This is a genomic window from Maribacter sp. 2-571 (assembly GCF_050589625.1).
GTDB lineage: Bacteria > Bacteroidota > Bacteroidia > Flavobacteriales > Flavobacteriaceae > Pelagihabitans.
Window position 1 is genome coordinate 73,177 of record NZ_JBNGOP010000014.1, and the last position, 16,999, is coordinate 90,175.

The window sequence follows — 16,999 nt, forward strand, 5'->3', positions numbered from 1 at the left end:
TCGGGCAAACCAATTAACGGCTAACTTTGGTCGCTAGTGAAACCTAAGCTCCATTGTAGTATGCCTTTACACCTAGACAACTTCAAAAACAGACCCCCTATCGCTATACTTAAGGATAGTGATATTAATGGGCTATCGTTTTTCAAAAAAGAATTGGAAAAACTGTTCTTTTCAGAAGTAATTATTCGAAACAGCGCGACCGACATGCGTTCGGCCAAATTGGTAATCGAACTGAACTGTAATTACAACCTTATCGAGGGCCTCATTCATCTTGACGAAGGGATATGGGGACAGTGGAAAAAGAGCCGGAGCCATATTTTTAGCGACTCCTTGTTCTACAAATTGATGAGCGGTCTAAAAAGCAAGAACGAATTTCATATCGATGTGGAAGAACTGTCCTTTGTTTTTACGGATAGTACCGTTATCGTAAACAAGATTTATGAAGGCAGTATTCCAAAACAACTGGATGCCATTTTAACAAAGCTGTCATCACATTTTATATACCTGACCAACAGGAATAGGGAAATACCCTTTGAAATTTTCATCCCGATCTTTGAAGAAGGTGAACAATCCTTTGTTGCCGATAATCGAATTCCCGCGAAAGCAGCCAAAGGGAAAATGCAACGAAAGGATTATTTCAATTACTGGGGACTTTATTTTTATTCCCAGGAAGACGACGGCCTTATCTACACCTTGCGGAACAAGTCGATTTCTTCGGGCGAACTAAATATGCTCAATGAGTAACCGATAATTGCCCGTATTCCATTCTGGGATAAGTGTGCCATAAGCCCTTGATAGGTCGCAGGTGTTTCCAGCCATTATATCATGGCACAAACTTGAAATGAGTCTAAAAATTAGTATCAGGTATCCCGTATTTGTAATCTCAGTTAAACGGTAAATAAGCGGTGACTATTTTTTAATGCATCATTATGCGTTGAACAACGGACGATTTTTCATTAAGGCGTTCACTTCCGCTTTAACGGATGCGATTTCCGTATCGTTGTCAATGTTTGCGAGAACACGATCGATAAGGGCTACTATCGTTCCCATATCCTCCTCCAGTAGGCCACGAGTGGTTATGGCGGGTGTTCCAAAACGAATTCCAGAGGTTACAAATGGAGATTTGTCATCAAAAGGGACCATATTCTTGTTTGCGGTAATATCGGCTTTAACCAATGCCGCTTCGGCTTCCTTTCCGGAAATATCCTTGTTTCGCAGATCGATCAGCATCATATGGTTATCGGTTCCTCCCGAAATAATATGATAGTCCCTTTCAACGAACGCCTTGGCCATGGCGGCCGCATTTTTCTTCACCTGGATCATGTACTGCAAAAAGTCGTCGGAAAGTGCTTCTCCAAAGGCAATGGCCTTGGCTGCTATAATGTGTTCCAACGGTCCGCCTTGATTTCCGGGAAAAACGGCAAGGTTCAATAATGCCGACATTTTACGCAGTTTTCCGTTCTTTAGGGTAATACCAAAAGGGTTATCAAAATCTTTACCCATTAAAATAAGTCCGCCCCGAGGCCCGCGTAAGGTTTTGTGGGTGGTGGTGGTCACAATATGGCAATGCGGCACGGGATCGTTCAATATCCCCTTGGCGATCAAACCCGATGGGTGAGAAATATCAGCTAACAACAGGGCCCCTACACTATCGGCAATTTTCCGGAAACGTTCAAAGTCGATGTCTCGGGAGTAGGCCGAGGCACCGGCAATGATCATCTTGGGTTGCTCACGTTCGGCAATTTCCTGTATCACATCATATTTCAAAACACCGGTCTCCTTTTCAACACCATAAAACACCGGATTGTAAAGTCGACCCGAAAAATTCACCGGGGAACCATGTGTCAAATGCCCACCGTGCGACAGATCAAAACCCAAAATGGTATCACCGGGCTTTAGACAGGCATGATATACCGAGGCATTGGCCTGAGATCCCGAATGCGGCTGAACATTTGCATACTCCGCACCAAAAAGCTCTTTTGCACGATCGATCGCGATCTGTTCAACTTGATCGACAATCTCACATCCTCCATAATACCGCTTTCCAGGATACCCTTCGGCGTACTTATTGGTAAGTACCGAACCGGCGGCTTCCATTACTTGGGGACTGGTAAAATTTTCAGAAGCAATGAGCTCTATTCCGTGTATCTGTCGGGCCTCTTCTGCGGTGATAAGGTCAAAAATCTGATTGTCGCGTTGCATAATCGGTGTTTCTGTTAAATGAATGGCAAAAATACGAAACGAGTGAGGTTAATTGGCATAAAAGAATATATTTGAAAGAGATTTTATTAAACAATAATTAACAATTTTCCCATGCCCCATAAGACGAACGATGCCTCAAAAAAAAGTTGGTTGTCCGTACCTGAAAATTCCGATTTTCCGATTCAAAATATTCCTTTTGGAGTATTTCTGACCCGTGACGATATCATTACGATAGGCACCAGAATAGGCGACTACGCCATTGACCTCAATGCCCTGCAACAACTGGGTTATTTTGAAGGGATACCGCTGACCGATGACATTTTTCTGCAGGATAGCCTGAACGATTTTATATCCGACGGAAAAAAAACATGGCGGCTCGTTCGCAATAGGATCAGTACGCTTTTTGATGTGGAAAACGATACGTTGCGGACGAATATGGACCATAGGTCGACCGTGCTTTTTTCCGTAAATGAAATAGAGATGCAGTTGCCGGTACAGATAGGTGATTATACCGATTTCTATTCCAGTAAGGAGCACGCGACCAATATTGGAACCATGTTCCGGGATCCGGACAAGGCCTTACTACCGAATTGGCTCCATATCCCCGTAGGATACCACGGGAGGAGTTCCACTATTGTACCCAGCGGCACCGCAATACACCGCCCGAATGGGCAGACCCTTCCCAAAGGATCGGAAGCACCTGTATTCGGACCATCAAAAAGGGTCGATTTTGAGTTGGAAATGGCCTTTATTACGACCGATGCCAATGTACTGGGCGAACCTGTTTCCGTGGCGGAGGCCGAGGATTATATTTTTGGAATGGTACTTTTTAACGATTGGAGTGCCCGGGACATTCAAAAATGGGAATATGTGCCATTGGGTCCGTTTCTGGCCAAAAACTTTGCCTCCAGCATTTCCCCATGGATCGTAACCTTGGATGCGCTCGAACCGTTTCGGGTAGCCGGACCAAAACAGGACCCGGAGCCCCTACCCTATCTGCAACAAAAGGGCGACCACAGTTTTGATATTCAATTAGAGGTCGCCATTGCCCCGGAAAACACGGAAGCTACCGTGGTAGGAAAGTCCAACTTTAAATACATGTATTGGACCATGGCACAGCAACTCGCCCATCACACGGTCAATGGTTGTAAAATAAACAGTGGCGATATGCTGGGGAGCGGCACCATATCCGGTCCAACACCCGACTCCTATGGCTCCATGCTCGAAATCGCCTGGCAGGGAACCAAACCCGTTACCATGAAGGATGGTAGCCAACGTAGTTTTATAGCGGATAACGATACCGTAATCATGAAAGGCTTCTGCGAAAAAAATGGCGTCCGAATCGGATTTGGTGAAGTAAGCACCAAACTGTTGCCTCCTTTCCAAACGGAGTAAATCCTTCAATTCGATATGGTTTTATAACGATGGAACAAGATATTTCATCGTTTTGCGTTCTAGAACCACACCATTTTGGCACGGCTGTTGAAAAGGTGTCCGTATACCCTTAAAAACCATATCATGAAAAAAGGACTACTTATAGCGATAAGCCTTTTGGTAATGCTTTCTTGTGGCGGTGTAAAAAAGACCCAGGAAGCGATCAACATCGGAGATTATGGCAGTGCCATAGACAAGTCGATCCGTAACTTGGTTGAGAACAAGACCAAAAAAGGGAACCAACCCTATGTTCTGCTACTTGAGGAAGCCTATCAAAAAAATACGGAACGTGAGCTCCAAAAAATCAGGTTTTTAAAAAATGATGAAAATCCGGCAAACTTCGAAGCCATCTATACCGGTTATGAGAAACTGCGCAGCATTCAAGAACGGGTGCGCCCTTTGCTACCCTTATATGTGAAGGAAGAAAGAAGAAATGCCAAATTTTCCTTTAACAATTACGAAAACGAAATTCTTGACGCGAAAGATGCATTGTCCGAATACCTTTATGACAATGCTTCGGGCTTATTGGCCAACGGAACGAACAAACAGGATTTTAGGAAAGCGCACGACGATTTTCAATACCTACAGGAAATCAACCCCGGATTTGAAGAGACACCAAAACGGATACAGCAGGCCTATGCCAAGGGATTGGATTACGTAAAAGTGGACATGATAAACGATTCGGACCAAATTATTCCCGCCCGACTGCAAGAAGAGTTGCTCGATTTTAATACCTACGGACTGGACGCCAAATGGATTCGGTACCATACCAACCACCTTAAGGATATCGACTATGACTACCAAATGCAAGTAGCCCTAAGGAACATCGTGATTTCACCCGAGCAGGTCAACGAAAAACAGATCATTAAAGAAAGACAGATAAAGGACGGATATACCTATGTTCGTGACGCAAGCGGAAACGCCGTTCGGGACAGTCTTGGAAACCGTATAAAAGTAGATGCCTTTAAAACGGTACGTTGCGATTTTTATCAGTTTACCCAGTTTAAGTCGGCCCAAGTATCGGGCATGGTCGATTTTACCGATTTAAAAACACAGCAACAAATCAATTCTTATCCCTTGTCGAGCGAATTTATCTTTGAACATGTGTACGCCAATTATGATGGTGACCGTAGGGCTCTCGACAATGAATTGGTCGCGCTGTTGAAATTGGCGGCGGTTCCATTTCCTACGAACGAACAAATGGTGTACGATGCGGGCGAAGATCTTAAGCAGCGTTTAAAGCGGATACTTGTTCGCCAACAGTTTTAGATGTCCAAATGAAAATACGTTCTACGGTGTATAGCGATCGTGTTCGGTCCCTAGTTTTTACACTACCTTTTCAAAAAGGAAGGAACGAGCATTTATTGCAGGATGTTCTTCATTAAATGAACCGATCTAGCGATACTTCCGCGATAGCACCATGGCTCGCATGTTGCACCACCGTACCATTGCGCACCACGATCAACTGTGGGGACTGGTGTATCACCTGAAAATGATACCCTGTTTCATCGGATACCGCCCTATGCGCATGAAGATCTAGAAAATAGAGGTCGATCTGTTCTTTGGTAAATCCGTAATTACCGGTAAACATATTCAGCACCATTCTACTGATACCGCAGGTGGTCGAATGTTTAAAAATGACCTGGGTCTTGGAATTTGATCGCGAGGTGATCTCGGCCAGTTGCGCTATATCGTTAAGGGGAATCCACGGGATTTCTTCCTTTTTCTCTTTTTCTTGCTCTTTTTTTCCACCGAAAAGGTTATTGAATACTCCCATAGTTATGTTTGCTTTATTGCACTCGTCTTGAGTTTTTTAAACGATTTCCCAAAAGGTTATCAGTCCACACTTTTTAAACTCTGAATCGATTTATCGTTTTCCGAGACCAATAGATAGGTCGCGATTATTCCCGTTACTTACGTCCTGCCGAAATGACATCAAAATACCATCAAAAACCGCCATTTTGTCTGCTCGTTCAGCTTGGTAGGATTGTTGTCCCCTATTCTTCAAAAGTAGGAAATACATAAAAATAACACGATGAATAGTAATAATTATACCATAAAATCGCAGGAGGCAATTCAACTGTCCCAGCAGCTGGCGCAGGAAATGGGCCATCAACAAATAGAGAACGAACATCTTTTTAAGGCCATTTTACAAGTGGACGAGAATGTTATTCCCTTCATTTTAAAGAAGTTGAATATCCAAATACCGTTGCTTATTCAATTGTTGGACAAGCAACTGTCCAGTTTTTCAAAGGTAACGGGAGGAAATCTACAGTTTTCCAGCAAAGCTGCCCAAACTATAACGGAAGCGAGCATATTGGCCAAGAACATGAACGACGAATTTGTTGCCATCGAGCATCTTTCGTTGGCCATTTTTAAATCGAAAAGCAATGTTGCCCGTATCTTAAAAGACCAGGGCGCTACGGAAAAGGAATACCTCGCAGCCATTGAGGAATTGCGAAAAGGCGGAAAGGTGAATTCGCAAAATGCGGAGGACACCTATAATTCCCTTGATAAATATGCCAAAAACCTCAATCAGCTGGCCGATAGCGGCAAGTTGGATCCCGTAATCGGAAGGGACGAGGAAATACGTCGCATTTTACAGATCCTTTCCCGGAGAACCAAAAACAATCCCATGCTCGTGGGAGAGCCGGGAGTCGGAAAAACTGCCATTGCCGAGGGGTTGGCACATCGTATCGTCCAAGGCGATATCCCGGAAAACTTAAAGGACAAAACCATCTACTCACTGGATATGGGCGCATTGATTGCCGGGGCCAAGTACAAGGGCGAGTTCGAGGAACGTTTAAAGGCGGTAATCAAAGAAGTAGTGTCATCCGATGGCAACATTGTATTGTTCATCGACGAGATCCATACTTTGGTAGGAGCAGGCGGCGGCCAAGGGGCCATGGATGCCGCGAATATTCTGAAACCGGCATTGGCAAGAGGGGAATTACGGGCTATTGGGGCGACTACTTTGGATGAATATCAAAAGTACTTTGAAAAGGACAAGGCATTGGAACGGAGGTTTCAAAAAGTGGTCGTGGACGAACCGGATACGGAAAGCGCCATTTCGATCCTACGTGGTATCAAGGAAAAATATGAAGCACACCACAAAGTGCGAATCAAAGATGAGGCCGTTATCGCCGCAGTAGAACTTTCGCAACGCTATATTACCAATCGCTTTTTACCGGACAAGGCTATTGACCTTATGGACGAGGCCGCGTCGAAACTGCGTATGGAAATCAATTCCAAGCCCGAGGAGCTGGACGTTCTCGACCGTAAAATAATGCAGCTCGAAATTGAGATCGAGGCAATCAAAAGGGAAAACGACCAAAACAAACTCCAATTGCTCCATATCGAACTGGCCAACCTTAAAGAGGACCGCAAACAGATCTTTGCCCAGTGGGAAAGTGAAAAAACGGTTGTGGACAATCTGCAGCGAACCAAACAGGATATAGAAAACTATAAATTGGAGGCCGAACGGGCGGAACGCGAAGGCGATTACGGAAAAGTAGCCGAACTGCGATATGGAAAAACGAAAGAGGCCCAAGAACGCTTGGAACAACTCCAAAAAGAACTCGCGGCCCAGCAAACAAAAGGAGTTCTGATCAAGGAAGAGGTCACCAACGAGGACATTGCGGAAACCGTGGCAAAATGGACAGGTATCCCGGTGAATAAGATGCTCCAGAGCGAACGGGAAAAACTGCTTCAATTGGAAGAGGAACTGCACAAGAGAGTTGTCGGTCAAGAAGAGGGAATCATCGCGGTTTCCGATGCGATCCGTCGCAGCAGGGCCGGTCTGCAAGACGTTGACCGCCCCATAGGCTCGTTTCTATTTTTGGGTACCACGGGAGTGGGGAAAACGGAACTGGCCAAAACATTGGCGGCCTACCTGTTCGACGATGAGAATGCCTTAACAAGAATTGATATGAGCGAATATCAAGAACGGCATTCCGTAAGCAGACTCGTGGGGGCACCTCCAGGATATGTGGGCTATGAAGAGGGCGGTCAATTGACCGAAGCGGTTCGGCGCAAACCCTATTCCGTGGTGTTGTTGGATGAGATTGAAAAAGCACATCCGGATACCTTTAACGTGCTATTACAAGTTTTGGACGAAGGCAGGCTGACCGATAACAAAGGAAGAGTGGCCGACTTTAAGAACACTATCATCATCATGACCAGTAATATGGGCAGTCAACTCATTCAAGAAAGGCTGGAAAGCACCAAAGACCGGGACACTGCTATGGAAGCGGCCCGTATTGAAGTATTGGGACTGCTGCGAAAAACCATACGGCCGGAGTTCTTAAACCGTATCGACGACATTATAATGTTCACCCCATTGGATGAATCGGATATCTCAAAGATAGTAAGGTTACAGCTGAACAAATTAAAGAAGACCTTGAACAAACAGCATATTACCATTGATGCCACCGACGAGGCGATCGCATACCTGGCAAAAAAAGGATTCGACCCACAGTATGGGGCCAGACCGATAAAGCGGGTCATACAAAAGGAAGTCCTGAACAACTTGTCCAAGGAACTCTTAAAAGGTGCCATTACCGCGGAAAGCATCGTATTGATCGATTGCTTTGATGATAATTTGGTCTTTAGAAACCAGATTGCGTTAGTGGAATAATGGTTGCGGAACATGGGCATAAAAAAGAGCAGTTTGAGTACTGCTCTTTTTTCATGTCCCACATACCATGCAGTATATAATTTTTTTATCTTCGTAGGAAAATCTGCCATAAATGTCCACCAAAGCCGAAAGAACCACCGCTTTTATTATCGAAACCGTAGCGCCCGTTTTTAATAAACAGGGGTATGCCGGTACGAGTATGAGCGATCTGACGGAAGCTACAGGGCTTACCAAAGGAGCATTGTACGGGAATTTTGAAAATAAGGAAGCCTTAGCGTTGGCTGCTTTTGAGTACAACGCAAAACGCCTGTTGTCGGCCGTAGACGACCGATTGAACGGAACGGGAACCGCTTTGGAGCGTATTTATAGATTGACCGATTTTTACCGAAACTATGATGAGTTTACCGTGCCGATGGGCGGATGCCCGGTAATCAATGTAGGTATAGATGCCGACCATAACAATAAAATGTTAAGTGCCGCCAGCAAGGAGGTAATCAAGACATTGGAGGGCAAAATTGCGCTGACCTTGGAAAATGGGGTCAACAACAACGAACTGCGACTGCCCGTGACTCCCTTACAATTTGCCAAACAATTGTTCACCATGATACAGGGAGCGGTTTCTATGGCCACCATAACCAAAGACCGTAAATATCTTTTGAATACCATTGCCTATTTGGAACAACTGGTGAAGAAAGAACTCAGAAATTAACGGTTTTATACCCGTTCCATTTTAATTTTGAGATGGTAGGTATAGCCATTGAATTATTTTTTGGCTGTTCCTGGCAAAACAATAATTGATGGTATTGCAACAGTATTATCGCCCCACTACCCTAAAAATCCAGGTTTTATCCTGATATTTCCCGTAAAAACGACTATCCCTAGCCTCTCGGGCTTCCGACATGGTATCGAATCGTTTCAAATAAACGTAGTTGTATCTATTTGAGGACCTCACGAACGATTTTGGCGCTAGCCCCGCTCCTTTCAGCTTTTTCATAAAGGCGGTATAGTACGTTTTGGTACCGAAAACATTGGTAATCAAATAGAAACCGGGCAGCAACTCCCCTTCCGACAGCACTTCCTCATATTTTTCATTTCCTTGCTGTACTACCGTTTCTTTCTTGGTATCGGGTTTGGGCGCTTCGGTTTCACCTTTTTCGGCATAGGAACGTGGTGGAGGTGCTACGGTTTCATCCGTTGAAACCGGTGGGGTATTTTCTATAATTCGCTGTATGGAATCCAATCGCTTTTGCGCTTCCATTGCACGCTTCTTACGTCGTTCTTTTTCTATGGAACGCTGCTGTAATGCCTCTTTCTCCTGTTGCTGTTTTGCATCAAAAACACGCCCATCGGATTCTTTCGGGATTGTATCCGGTCTTTCGACCTCGATTTCGGAAACTGATGACTTAGTTTCCTTGTCACCATCAACAGACTGTATTTCAGTTGTTTTTGTAATCGCTTTTTCAGAAGTTTTTTCAATTTCGGCGTTTTCTGGTTTTTCTTTATTATGGACTATTTTTTCTTGAGCAACGGTCTCGGTTTTGTCCGTAACCGATGGCTTCCTTACCGACCGTCCACCAAATTGATACATCGCGACCAGCTCAAATGTGGTACCCGTATTTCGTAAGGCCGAGCTGGTGCCCGTCTCTACAACGCCCCCCAGCGATAGTTTTTTAAAAAAGCGCCCTCCGGCACCAAAGGCAAATCCGTAAAAATCGTTATACCCCAGCTGTGTCCAGTATTTTTCTGTGGAAAACTGTGCGCCGATACCAAATTGATTTTCAAAACCAGGAACCGATTTGTAGTAAAACAATGGTCGTAACATTGTGGTAGCGGAACTTCCGAATGACAAATCATACGATACCGAAGCGGTATAGATACGGTCGGACGGGCCAGAATTTCGCTTACGGGTAGAAAAATTATAGTCCAATAAGTTTTCTGAGGTCAGTCCAATGGTCAAATCGCTCCATTGTAGAAAAATACCGGGTGCAATTTGAAGGATAAAATCAGAACCGTTGTCACTGATCGGTAACTGTAACAAAGGATCGATAACGAAACGCTCATCGGCAAACGCTTGCTGAAAACCAAACAGGTTAAGGCCTGCCCCAAAACGCACTTTCGAATTGAACTCATAGGCGTATGCATAGTTCAACACTCCTCCGGTGTTGACATACAGGCCGGTGTTGTGTTGGAAAAAACCAATCGACGCCGCAGCATTGGGCTTAAGTTTTCTGCTATAATTGAGAAAAAGCGTTGTAGGATCGGCGTCAATGTTCTGCCATTGCCACCGGCTCCATAGCGCAACGGATTGTTCATTGGTAGCGGTAAGGGAAAAACCGGGATGGAACAGACTGGCGTTGTAAGGACCTACGTTATGTTGTCGCAAGTCTACGGGAAGTGAAACTTCTTGAGAAATCGCTTTCGATACCCACAGTAAAAAAAGCAAAAGAAGCCCGCATCTCGTCATATACAAAAAAACAAAAAACAGCACGTTTCACATACTATTTCAAACTTATTTTAGTTAAATAGAAAGAAAAGTTTTCAACAATTACCCGGCCCTTCCAGGTTGGTTAGAAAGCATAGCACCGATAAGGTGTTCGATATGTATTGAACGAACAACCAAAAGCATATGAAATTTTTACGATTGTTTGTAGCTACCGTGCTGGTTTTAAGCATCTTTTCCTGTAAAGAAGAAAAGAAAGCAGAAACCGTAGACACCCCAGTGGAGAGCGGTGTAAGTACTTTTTATCTGATACGGCATGCCGAAAAGGACCAATCCGACCCCGATAATGTGGACCCTGAACTTACACAGGCCGGTTTGGGCCGGGCCATGCACTGGGCAGAAATTTTACAGGACGCGGAACTGGACGCCGTGTATAGCACCGATTACAATCGAACCTCCATGACCGCATCTCCTACATCGGTCAAAAACGACATCGACACGCAGTATTACGACCCCAACGAAATTGATATTGAACAGTTTAAGACCGAGAACCTGAACAAAAGAGTTCTTATCGTCGGACATAGCAACAGTACGCCAGAATTTGCGAACAAGTTGTTGGGCGAGGAAAAATATTATCAAATGGACGAATATGATAACGGCAGTTTCTTTATCGTACAGATCGTAAACGGTGTTGCTACCTCACAAAAAATTGTCTTCAATTGCAACTGTCCAAAACGGGAAGAATCATTGTGATCTTCCAATCGATGAATCGACTTCTAATTCCCTAACTATGGAGAAGTATGTTTATTGGATTTTTATGAACGTTACTTTTTCTTGATTTCCTCTTTACGCCAAAGCGCAAATTGTTTGTTCAACAAGGTTACGGCAGGTTTGCCTCCCTTTTTCCTTCCTTGTACCGCGAGTTTTAAAATTGCTCCATCCTTAGGTTGGTAGACCATTATAAAAGCGGACCGCGCATATTGTGTTTCGCACCTTTTATCACCACCGGCCTCTTCGCCCACCTTTAGCACAAGCATAAGCCTTTCTGCTATTGGTTTATCCCTATTTTCATCAAATGCCCTATAGGCCTCTGCCACTACTTTCTCCCCTGGTAGTATATTCCCCATAACGGCAAAATCGTCACCTACTTGTTCACCGTTCCAATCTGTAATTTCTGTATCTGAATATACTAGTGGTCGATCATCCGTGTTCAGTAAAACGATACCATATTGTTGTCTTTCAGGATGGAACCTTTCATCTTTCATAGCGGTAAGTATTTCCGTTAGTCCTTTGCCATCTCGTATTAAGCTTACGCCTTCCATTCGCGCAAAATAATCGCTTCCCGCCTGAACAACGATCGCTCCTTTTCCCGGAACGATAGATGCTATTCCAGAAACATCAAAGGTACATGATGCGCCCGCAATACCTATTTCGCCCGTTTCACGGTCCACAGCAATTATCGATCACGTACCATAACAGTATGAAGAAAAAAACGTCGTTAAAACCAACACCAACGCAATACTTTTTTTTCATTTTTCGTCCTTTTAAGTTTTTGGCAAGTAATCCCGTAATAGAGACATGGGAAAAACAAATTGGCTAAACCATTTCGTCCGATTCATTCGATTAAAAGTTGGTCCGTTTTAAAAAGTGAACGGAACAATGAAATTGGTTTCGTTCAACTGTTCCAATAATTGTGGGTATTTTTGTAACCCATGCAGCATAAAATAAACATAAAGAACAAGCGCGCCAGGTTCGAATACGAACTGCTGGACACCTTTACCGCGGGTATTGTACTCTCTGGCACGGAAATCAAGTCCATTCGTTTGGGAAAGGCATCGATTACCGAAAGTTTTTGCGAGTTTAGCGAACGGGGCGAACTATTTGTGATCAACATGCAAGTGGACGAATATTCCCATGGATCACATTATAATCATAAACCAAAAGCTTCCCGTAAACTACTGCTCAATAAAAGGGAGCTTAAAAAACTGTTCAAGGAAGTGAAGACTTCAGGATTGACCATAATTCCTTTAAATCTTTTTTTAAACGACCGTGGTCTGGCCAAAATAAACATTGCGTTGGCAAAGGGTAAAAAACTATACGACAAAAGGGAAAGTATAAAAGACCGTGACAACAAACGGAATTTAGATCGGATCAAAAAAAGTTTCAATACTTGAACAGTGCCTTAAGCTAAGTTCAATTTTTGTTTTCCAAAAGCGGAACGAACCGAAAGGAACCCAATGTTTTCTTTTCAAATTGCTTTGCCGATTTCCGTACGAACAGGGTCATTATCTGTTCATCGGTCCCGATCGGGATGACCAACCTCCCTCCTACTTTAAGTTGGGCCATAAGTGCTTTCGGCACTTCCGGTGCGCCTGCCGTTACTACAATACGATCAAACGGTGCTTCCTCGGGAAGTCCCTTGTACCCGTCACCAAAAATCAGTTTCTTGGGACGATATCCCATTTTTTTGAAGAACAGGGATGTTTTTTTGAACAGTTCCAACTGTCTTTCAATGGAATAGACCTTTACCTTCAAATGCAATAAAACGGCAGTTTGGTATCCGCTACCCGTACCGATTTCCAGTACTTTTTGGTTCGGCGCGAGCTGCAGCAGGCTCGTTTGGAACGCTACGGTATAGGGATGTGAAATGGTCTGGTCCGCAGCAATGGGGAACGCCTTGTTTTGATACGCATGTCCTTCAAAACTACTGTCTATAAACAGATGCCTGGGAACGGTACGTATGGCACCGAGCACTTTGGAGTCGGTTATTCCTTTCTCCTCCAGTACATCTGCCAGCTTGTTGCGCATGCCTCGATGCTTCAAAGTATCTTTCAAAAAGGGTCGGTTTTGGAACATCAAATGTAACGAAGTTATTTCTTCCGAGGAAGCATTTGAGCGCAATACCTAATCTTTCCCATTACCTGGTGCATGGTACCGTTCCATCGGTAGGAACATCCTATGGCGACCATCAAAAGCTAGCGGTTTAGCCAAAATAACTGCTTAAGTATGCTTATTTTTGTCAAACATTGAACAGTACGGCCCCTATACTTTTTATGGCATTTTTTTTGAGACAAGAGGTTGCCAGGGAATGAGGATTGCCGTATATCCATAAACACAACAGACTATGTTAAAGGTTGGAGTGCTCGGAGCGGGGCATTTAGGTAAAATACATTTGCGTTTACTCAACGAATCAGAGGCGTATGAGCTTATCGGTTTTTATGATGCCGATGCAGTAAATGGAGAACGTGTCGCCAAGGAGTTCGGATACCGTTATTTCGACAATTTAAACACCCTCATTGCTTCGGTCGATGTTGTGGATATCGTTACACCTACCCTTTCGCATTTCGAATGTGCCAAAAAAGCCATCGAGAACAAGAAACACATTTTTATCGAAAAGCCCATTACCCATACTTTGGAAAAGGCCGAAGAATTGATAGCGCTTGCCCGGGAATATTCGGTAAAGGGACAGGTAGGACATGTAGAGCGTTTTAATCCTGCTTTTACGGCGGTCAAGGAAAACATTAAGGACCCCATGTTCATTGAAACACATCGTTTGGCGGAATTCAACCCAAGAGGTACGGATGTACCTGTGGTGCTAGATCTGATGATCCATGATATCGACGCCATTTTAAGTGTTGTAGATTCGGAGGTAAAACAGATCAATGCCAGTGGCGTATCAGTCATTAGCAGCTCACCGGATATTGCCAATGCCAGAATTGCCTTTGAAAACGGTTGTGTCGCCAATTTGACGGCAAGTCGTATCTCTTTGAAAAACATGCGCAAATCGCGTTTCTTCCAAAAAGATGCCTACATCTCGGTCGATTTTTTGCAGAAGAAAGTAGAGGTGGTCAAAATGAAAGCGGCACCCGAACGACCGGGAGATTTTGACATGGTATTACAAAACGCCGAAGGGGTCAAAAAACAGATCTATTTTGAAAATCCGGAAGTACACCTCAACAATGCCATTAAAGACGAATTGGAGGCTTTTGCCAAAGCGATCGAAACCGATACGGAACCGGTCGTTTCCCTTGAGCAAGGGACCAATGCCCTACGGGTAGCACTTCGCATTATCGAATCATTTTAAAACGAACTTATGAACAATATCGCCGTAATAGGTGCCGGCACCATGGGGAACGGTATCGCCCATGTATTTGCACAAAATGGTTTTTCCGTTAGTTTGATAGATATCTCCCAAGCTTCTTTGGATAAAGGAATGGGGACGATCACCAGAAATTTGGACCGCTTGTTACAAAAGGAAAAAATTACGGAAACGATAAAATCCGACACCTTAAAGAACATACATACCTTTACCGCCTTGGAGCAAGGCGTAGCTAAGACGGAACTGGTCGTAGAGGCCGCTTCGGAAAACCTGGCCGTAAAATTGGAAATCTTCAAACAACTGGACCAGCTGTGCAATCCCGATTGTATTTTGGCTACGAACACTTCTTCCATTTCCATTACCCAGATCGCCGCGGTGACATCGCGGGCAGAAAAGGTTATCGGCATGCATTTTATGAACCCCGTTCCCATTATGCAACTGGTAGAGATCATTCGTGGTTACAATACCTCCGATGCAACGACGGGCACCGTTATGGAGCTTTCTAAAAAGCTGGGGAAAACACCGACCGAAGTAAACGATTATCCCGGATTTGTGGCCAATCGGATTTTAATGCCGATGATCAACGAAGCCATTGAAACCTTGTACAACGGGGTCGGTGGCGTAACGGAAATCGACACTGTTATGAAACTTGGTATGGCGCATCCGATGGGACCGTTGCAACTGGCCGATTTTATCGGTTTGGACGTTTGCCTTTCCATTTTAAACGTTTTGTACGATGGTTTTAAACGCCCCAAATACGCACCCTGCCCGCTTTTGGTGAATATGGTGAATGCCGGGAAATTAGGGGTGAAATCTGGAGAGGGGTTCTATGATTACTCCCAAAGCCGGAAAGCCGAAACGGTATCCCAAAGCTTTCTATAGCAAGGGATAAATGAACCAGAAATAGCCCCCGTAGACACTTAAACAACATTAATCGTATCAAAAATGGCCACCGTAAAACCGTTCAAAGCGATCAGACCCTGCGCGGACAAAGTCGTTCATGTGGTCTCCAAATCCTATCAAGGCTATAGTAGAAAAGAGCTTAACGCCCAATTGACCTATAATCCATTTTCATTTTTGCACATCATCAATCCGGGTTATAAATACCACAAGGACGTGAAGGGACCGGAACGATTTCAATTGGTGCTTAATCGTTATTTGGAGTTTTTGGAGGACAATGTTTTTTTAAAGGACGCCAAGGACAGTTTTTACCTGTATCAAATGGAAAACGGTGCGTTCAGTTGCTGTGGGCTGTTTTGCAGTACCACCGTGGCGGATTACAATGACAACGTCATCAAAAAACACGAGGACACGCTTCAACGACGGGAAGCCTTGTTCGCCAATTATCTGAAAACGGTAAAGTTTAATGCGGAACCGGTTCTGATGACCTATGAGGATACTACCGTTATTGCCAAGATCATTGAACTGGAAAAACAAAAACCGGTTGCGTATCATTTTACCACTACGGATAAAACGACCCATAAACTATGGGTAATCTCCGAAAAAAAGACCGTAAGCGAATTACAGAACGGTTTTGAAAAAATACCGGCGCTCTATATCGCGGATGGACATCACCGCAGTGCCTCCTCCGCACTGCTGGCCGAAAACTCAAAAAAGGAGAATCCCTCCCATACCGGTAAGGAACCCTATAATTTTTTTATGAGTTACCTGATACCCGATTCCCAAATTCAGATACATGAGTTCAATCGCATGGTGAAAGGACTGAACGGCTTGTCCAAGGAAGCGTTTTTGATTCGTTTGGATGCTTTTTTCCGAATCGAAAATCAGGGGAACGTACTGTATAGGCCGTCTAAAAAACATCACTTTAGCATGTATCTCGATGGGGCCTTCTATTCCCTATACCTTCGAAAGAAGGTTTACCGATTCACCGACGCGTTAAGCCATTTGGACACCCAAATATTGTTCAAGACCATTTTGGAACCAATTTTGGGAATAACCGACCTCAGAAAGGACAAACGGATCGCGTACGGGCATGGAAAACACAACATCATAGAAATGAAGGATGCCATCGACAAGGGACGGTTTACCGTTGGCTTTGGCATGCTACCGGTACGCATGGCCGAAATAAAGGCCATTGCCGACGCAGGGTTGGTAATGCCCCCAAAAAGCACCTACATCGAGCCGAAATTGCGCAGTGGCCTTGCGATCTACGAACTATAACAAGCTA

Annotated in this window: 15 protein-coding genes; 10 read left to right on the forward strand and 5 right to left on the reverse strand. The window is 44.3% G+C overall.

The window, feature by feature from the left end:
* Positions 1 to 60: 60 nt before the first annotated feature.
* A complete protein-coding gene (locus ACRD7P_RS11670) occupies positions 61 to 744 on the forward strand; it encodes a hypothetical protein (RefSeq protein ID WP_430907793.1) in 684 nt (227 codons plus the stop codon).
* 183 nt (positions 745 to 927) lie between these two features.
* Here the strand turns inward: ACRD7P_RS11670 and glyA are convergent, their stop codons facing one another.
* Positions 928 to 2,202 (reverse strand): serine hydroxymethyltransferase, encoded by a 1,275-nt coding sequence (gene glyA, locus ACRD7P_RS11675; RefSeq protein WP_430907794.1) that lies wholly within the window; start codon positions 2,200 to 2,202, stop codon positions 928 to 930.
* A 111-nt stretch (positions 2,203 to 2,313) separates the two neighbouring features.
* On the opposite strand from glyA, the gene fahA reads away from it, so the two are divergent.
* Positions 2,314 to 3,597, forward strand: a complete 1,284-nt coding sequence (gene fahA, locus ACRD7P_RS11680; RefSeq protein WP_430907795.1) for a fumarylacetoacetase — start codon at positions 2,314 to 2,316, stop codon at positions 3,595 to 3,597.
* A 123-nt stretch (positions 3,598 to 3,720) separates the two neighbouring features.
* Positions 3,721 to 4,905 (forward strand): hypothetical protein, encoded by a 1,185-nt coding sequence (locus ACRD7P_RS11685; protein ID WP_430907796.1) that lies wholly within the window; start codon positions 3,721 to 3,723, stop codon positions 4,903 to 4,905.
* A gap of 112 nt (positions 4,906 to 5,017) precedes the next feature.
* On the opposite strand, the gene ytxJ is transcribed toward ACRD7P_RS11685, so the two are convergent.
* Positions 5,018 to 5,413 (reverse strand): bacillithiol system redox-active protein YtxJ, encoded by a 396-nt coding sequence (gene ytxJ / locus ACRD7P_RS11690; protein ID WP_430907797.1) that lies wholly within the window; start codon positions 5,411 to 5,413, stop codon positions 5,018 to 5,020.
* Between the two features lie 258 nt (positions 5,414 to 5,671).
* Between ytxJ and clpB the strand changes: the two genes are divergently transcribed.
* Together clpB and ACRD7P_RS11700 are read left to right on the forward strand one after the other, a co-directional pair.
* Positions 5,672 to 8,272 (forward strand): ATP-dependent chaperone ClpB, encoded by a 2,601-nt coding sequence (gene clpB, locus ACRD7P_RS11695; protein WP_430907798.1) that lies wholly within the window; start codon positions 5,672 to 5,674, stop codon positions 8,270 to 8,272.
* Positions 8,273 to 8,384: 112 nt separating this feature from the next.
* The gene (locus tag ACRD7P_RS11700; RefSeq protein ID WP_430907799.1) at positions 8,385 to 8,981 is read left to right on the forward strand and encodes a TetR family transcriptional regulator C-terminal domain-containing protein; all 597 of its coding nucleotides are present in this window, start codon (positions 8,385 to 8,387) and stop codon (positions 8,979 to 8,981) included.
* A 105-nt stretch (positions 8,982 to 9,086) separates the two neighbouring features.
* Here the strand turns inward: ACRD7P_RS11700 and ACRD7P_RS11705 are convergent, their stop codons facing one another.
* Complete coding sequence (locus tag ACRD7P_RS11705; RefSeq protein ID WP_430907800.1) at positions 9,087 to 10,715, reverse strand: PorP/SprF family type IX secretion system membrane protein; 1,629 nt, start codon at positions 10,713 to 10,715, stop codon at positions 9,087 to 9,089.
* Positions 10,716 to 10,898: 183 nt separating this feature from the next.
* Here ACRD7P_RS11705 and ACRD7P_RS11710 point away from each other — a divergent pair, with 183 nt between their 5' ends.
* Positions 10,899 to 11,465, forward strand: coding sequence for a SixA phosphatase family protein (locus tag ACRD7P_RS11710; RefSeq protein WP_430907801.1), 567 nt, complete (start codon positions 10,899 to 10,901; stop codon positions 11,463 to 11,465).
* A 71-nt stretch (positions 11,466 to 11,536) separates the two neighbouring features.
* Here ACRD7P_RS11710 and ACRD7P_RS11715 read toward each other — a convergent pair whose 3' ends face one another.
* Positions 11,537 to 12,163, reverse strand: coding sequence for a DUF1028 domain-containing protein (locus ACRD7P_RS11715; RefSeq protein ID WP_430907802.1), 627 nt, complete (start codon positions 12,161 to 12,163; stop codon positions 11,537 to 11,539).
* Positions 12,164 to 12,424: 261 nt separating this feature from the next.
* Between ACRD7P_RS11715 and smpB the strand changes: the two genes are divergently transcribed.
* Positions 12,425 to 12,886, forward strand: a complete 462-nt coding sequence (gene smpB, locus ACRD7P_RS11720) for an SsrA-binding protein SmpB (RefSeq protein WP_430907803.1) — start codon at positions 12,425 to 12,427, stop codon at positions 12,884 to 12,886.
* 19 nt (positions 12,887 to 12,905) lie between these two features.
* On the opposite strand, the gene ACRD7P_RS11725 is transcribed toward smpB, so the two are convergent.
* Complete coding sequence (locus ACRD7P_RS11725) at positions 12,906 to 13,547, reverse strand: protein-L-isoaspartate(D-aspartate) O-methyltransferase (protein ID WP_430907804.1); 642 nt, start codon at positions 13,545 to 13,547, stop codon at positions 12,906 to 12,908.
* 289 nt (positions 13,548 to 13,836) lie between these two features.
* Here ACRD7P_RS11725 and ACRD7P_RS11730 point away from each other — a divergent pair, with 289 nt between their 5' ends.
* From ACRD7P_RS11730 to ACRD7P_RS11740, 3 genes are all read left to right on the forward strand, one after another.
* Complete coding sequence (locus ACRD7P_RS11730) at positions 13,837 to 14,796, forward strand: Gfo/Idh/MocA family protein (protein ID WP_430907805.1); 960 nt, start codon at positions 13,837 to 13,839, stop codon at positions 14,794 to 14,796.
* Between the two features lie 9 nt (positions 14,797 to 14,805).
* Positions 14,806 to 15,693, forward strand: a complete 888-nt coding sequence (locus tag ACRD7P_RS11735; RefSeq protein WP_430907806.1) for a 3-hydroxybutyryl-CoA dehydrogenase — start codon at positions 14,806 to 14,808, stop codon at positions 15,691 to 15,693.
* 63 nt (positions 15,694 to 15,756) lie between these two features.
* Positions 15,757 to 16,992: a DUF1015 domain-containing protein gene (locus tag ACRD7P_RS11740; RefSeq protein ID WP_430907807.1), complete on the forward strand. Its 1,236-nt coding sequence runs from the start codon at positions 15,757 to 15,759 to the stop codon at positions 16,990 to 16,992.
* Positions 16,993 to 16,999: the final 7 nt, after the last annotated feature.

What these genes read in the sequence shown, in the direction of transcription:
- smpB (WP_430907803.1), top strand. Translation starts at nt 12,425, where the DNA reads ATGCAGCATAAAATAAACATAAAGAACAAGCGCGCCAGGTTCGAATAC.
- ACRD7P_RS11710 (WP_430907801.1), top strand. Translation starts at nt 10,899, where the DNA reads ATGAAATTTTTACGATTGTTTGTAGCTACCGTGCTGGTTTTAAGCATC.
- ACRD7P_RS11685 (WP_430907796.1), top strand. Translation starts at nt 3,721, where the DNA reads ATGAAAAAAGGACTACTTATAGCGATAAGCCTTTTGGTAATGCTTTCT.
- ACRD7P_RS11735 (WP_430907806.1), top strand. Translation starts at nt 14,806, where the DNA reads ATGAACAATATCGCCGTAATAGGTGCCGGCACCATGGGGAACGGTATC.
- ytxJ (WP_430907797.1), bottom strand. Translation starts at nt 5,413, where the DNA reads ATGGGAGTATTCAATAACCTTTTCGGTGGAAAAAAAGAGCAAGAAAAA.
- ACRD7P_RS11670 (WP_430907793.1), top strand. Translation starts at nt 61, where the DNA reads ATGCCTTTACACCTAGACAACTTCAAAAACAGACCCCCTATCGCTATA.
- fahA (WP_430907795.1), top strand. Translation starts at nt 2,314, where the DNA reads ATGCCCCATAAGACGAACGATGCCTCAAAAAAAAGTTGGTTGTCCGTA.
- ACRD7P_RS11730 (WP_430907805.1), top strand. Translation starts at nt 13,837, where the DNA reads ATGTTAAAGGTTGGAGTGCTCGGAGCGGGGCATTTAGGTAAAATACAT.
- glyA (WP_430907794.1), bottom strand. Translation starts at nt 2,202, where the DNA reads ATGCAACGCGACAATCAGATTTTTGACCTTATCACCGCAGAAGAGGCC.
- clpB (WP_430907798.1), top strand. Translation starts at nt 5,672, where the DNA reads ATGAATAGTAATAATTATACCATAAAATCGCAGGAGGCAATTCAACTG.
- ACRD7P_RS11700 (WP_430907799.1), top strand. Translation starts at nt 8,385, where the DNA reads ATGTCCACCAAAGCCGAAAGAACCACCGCTTTTATTATCGAAACCGTA.
- ACRD7P_RS11740 (WP_430907807.1), top strand. Translation starts at nt 15,757, where the DNA reads ATGGCCACCGTAAAACCGTTCAAAGCGATCAGACCCTGCGCGGACAAA.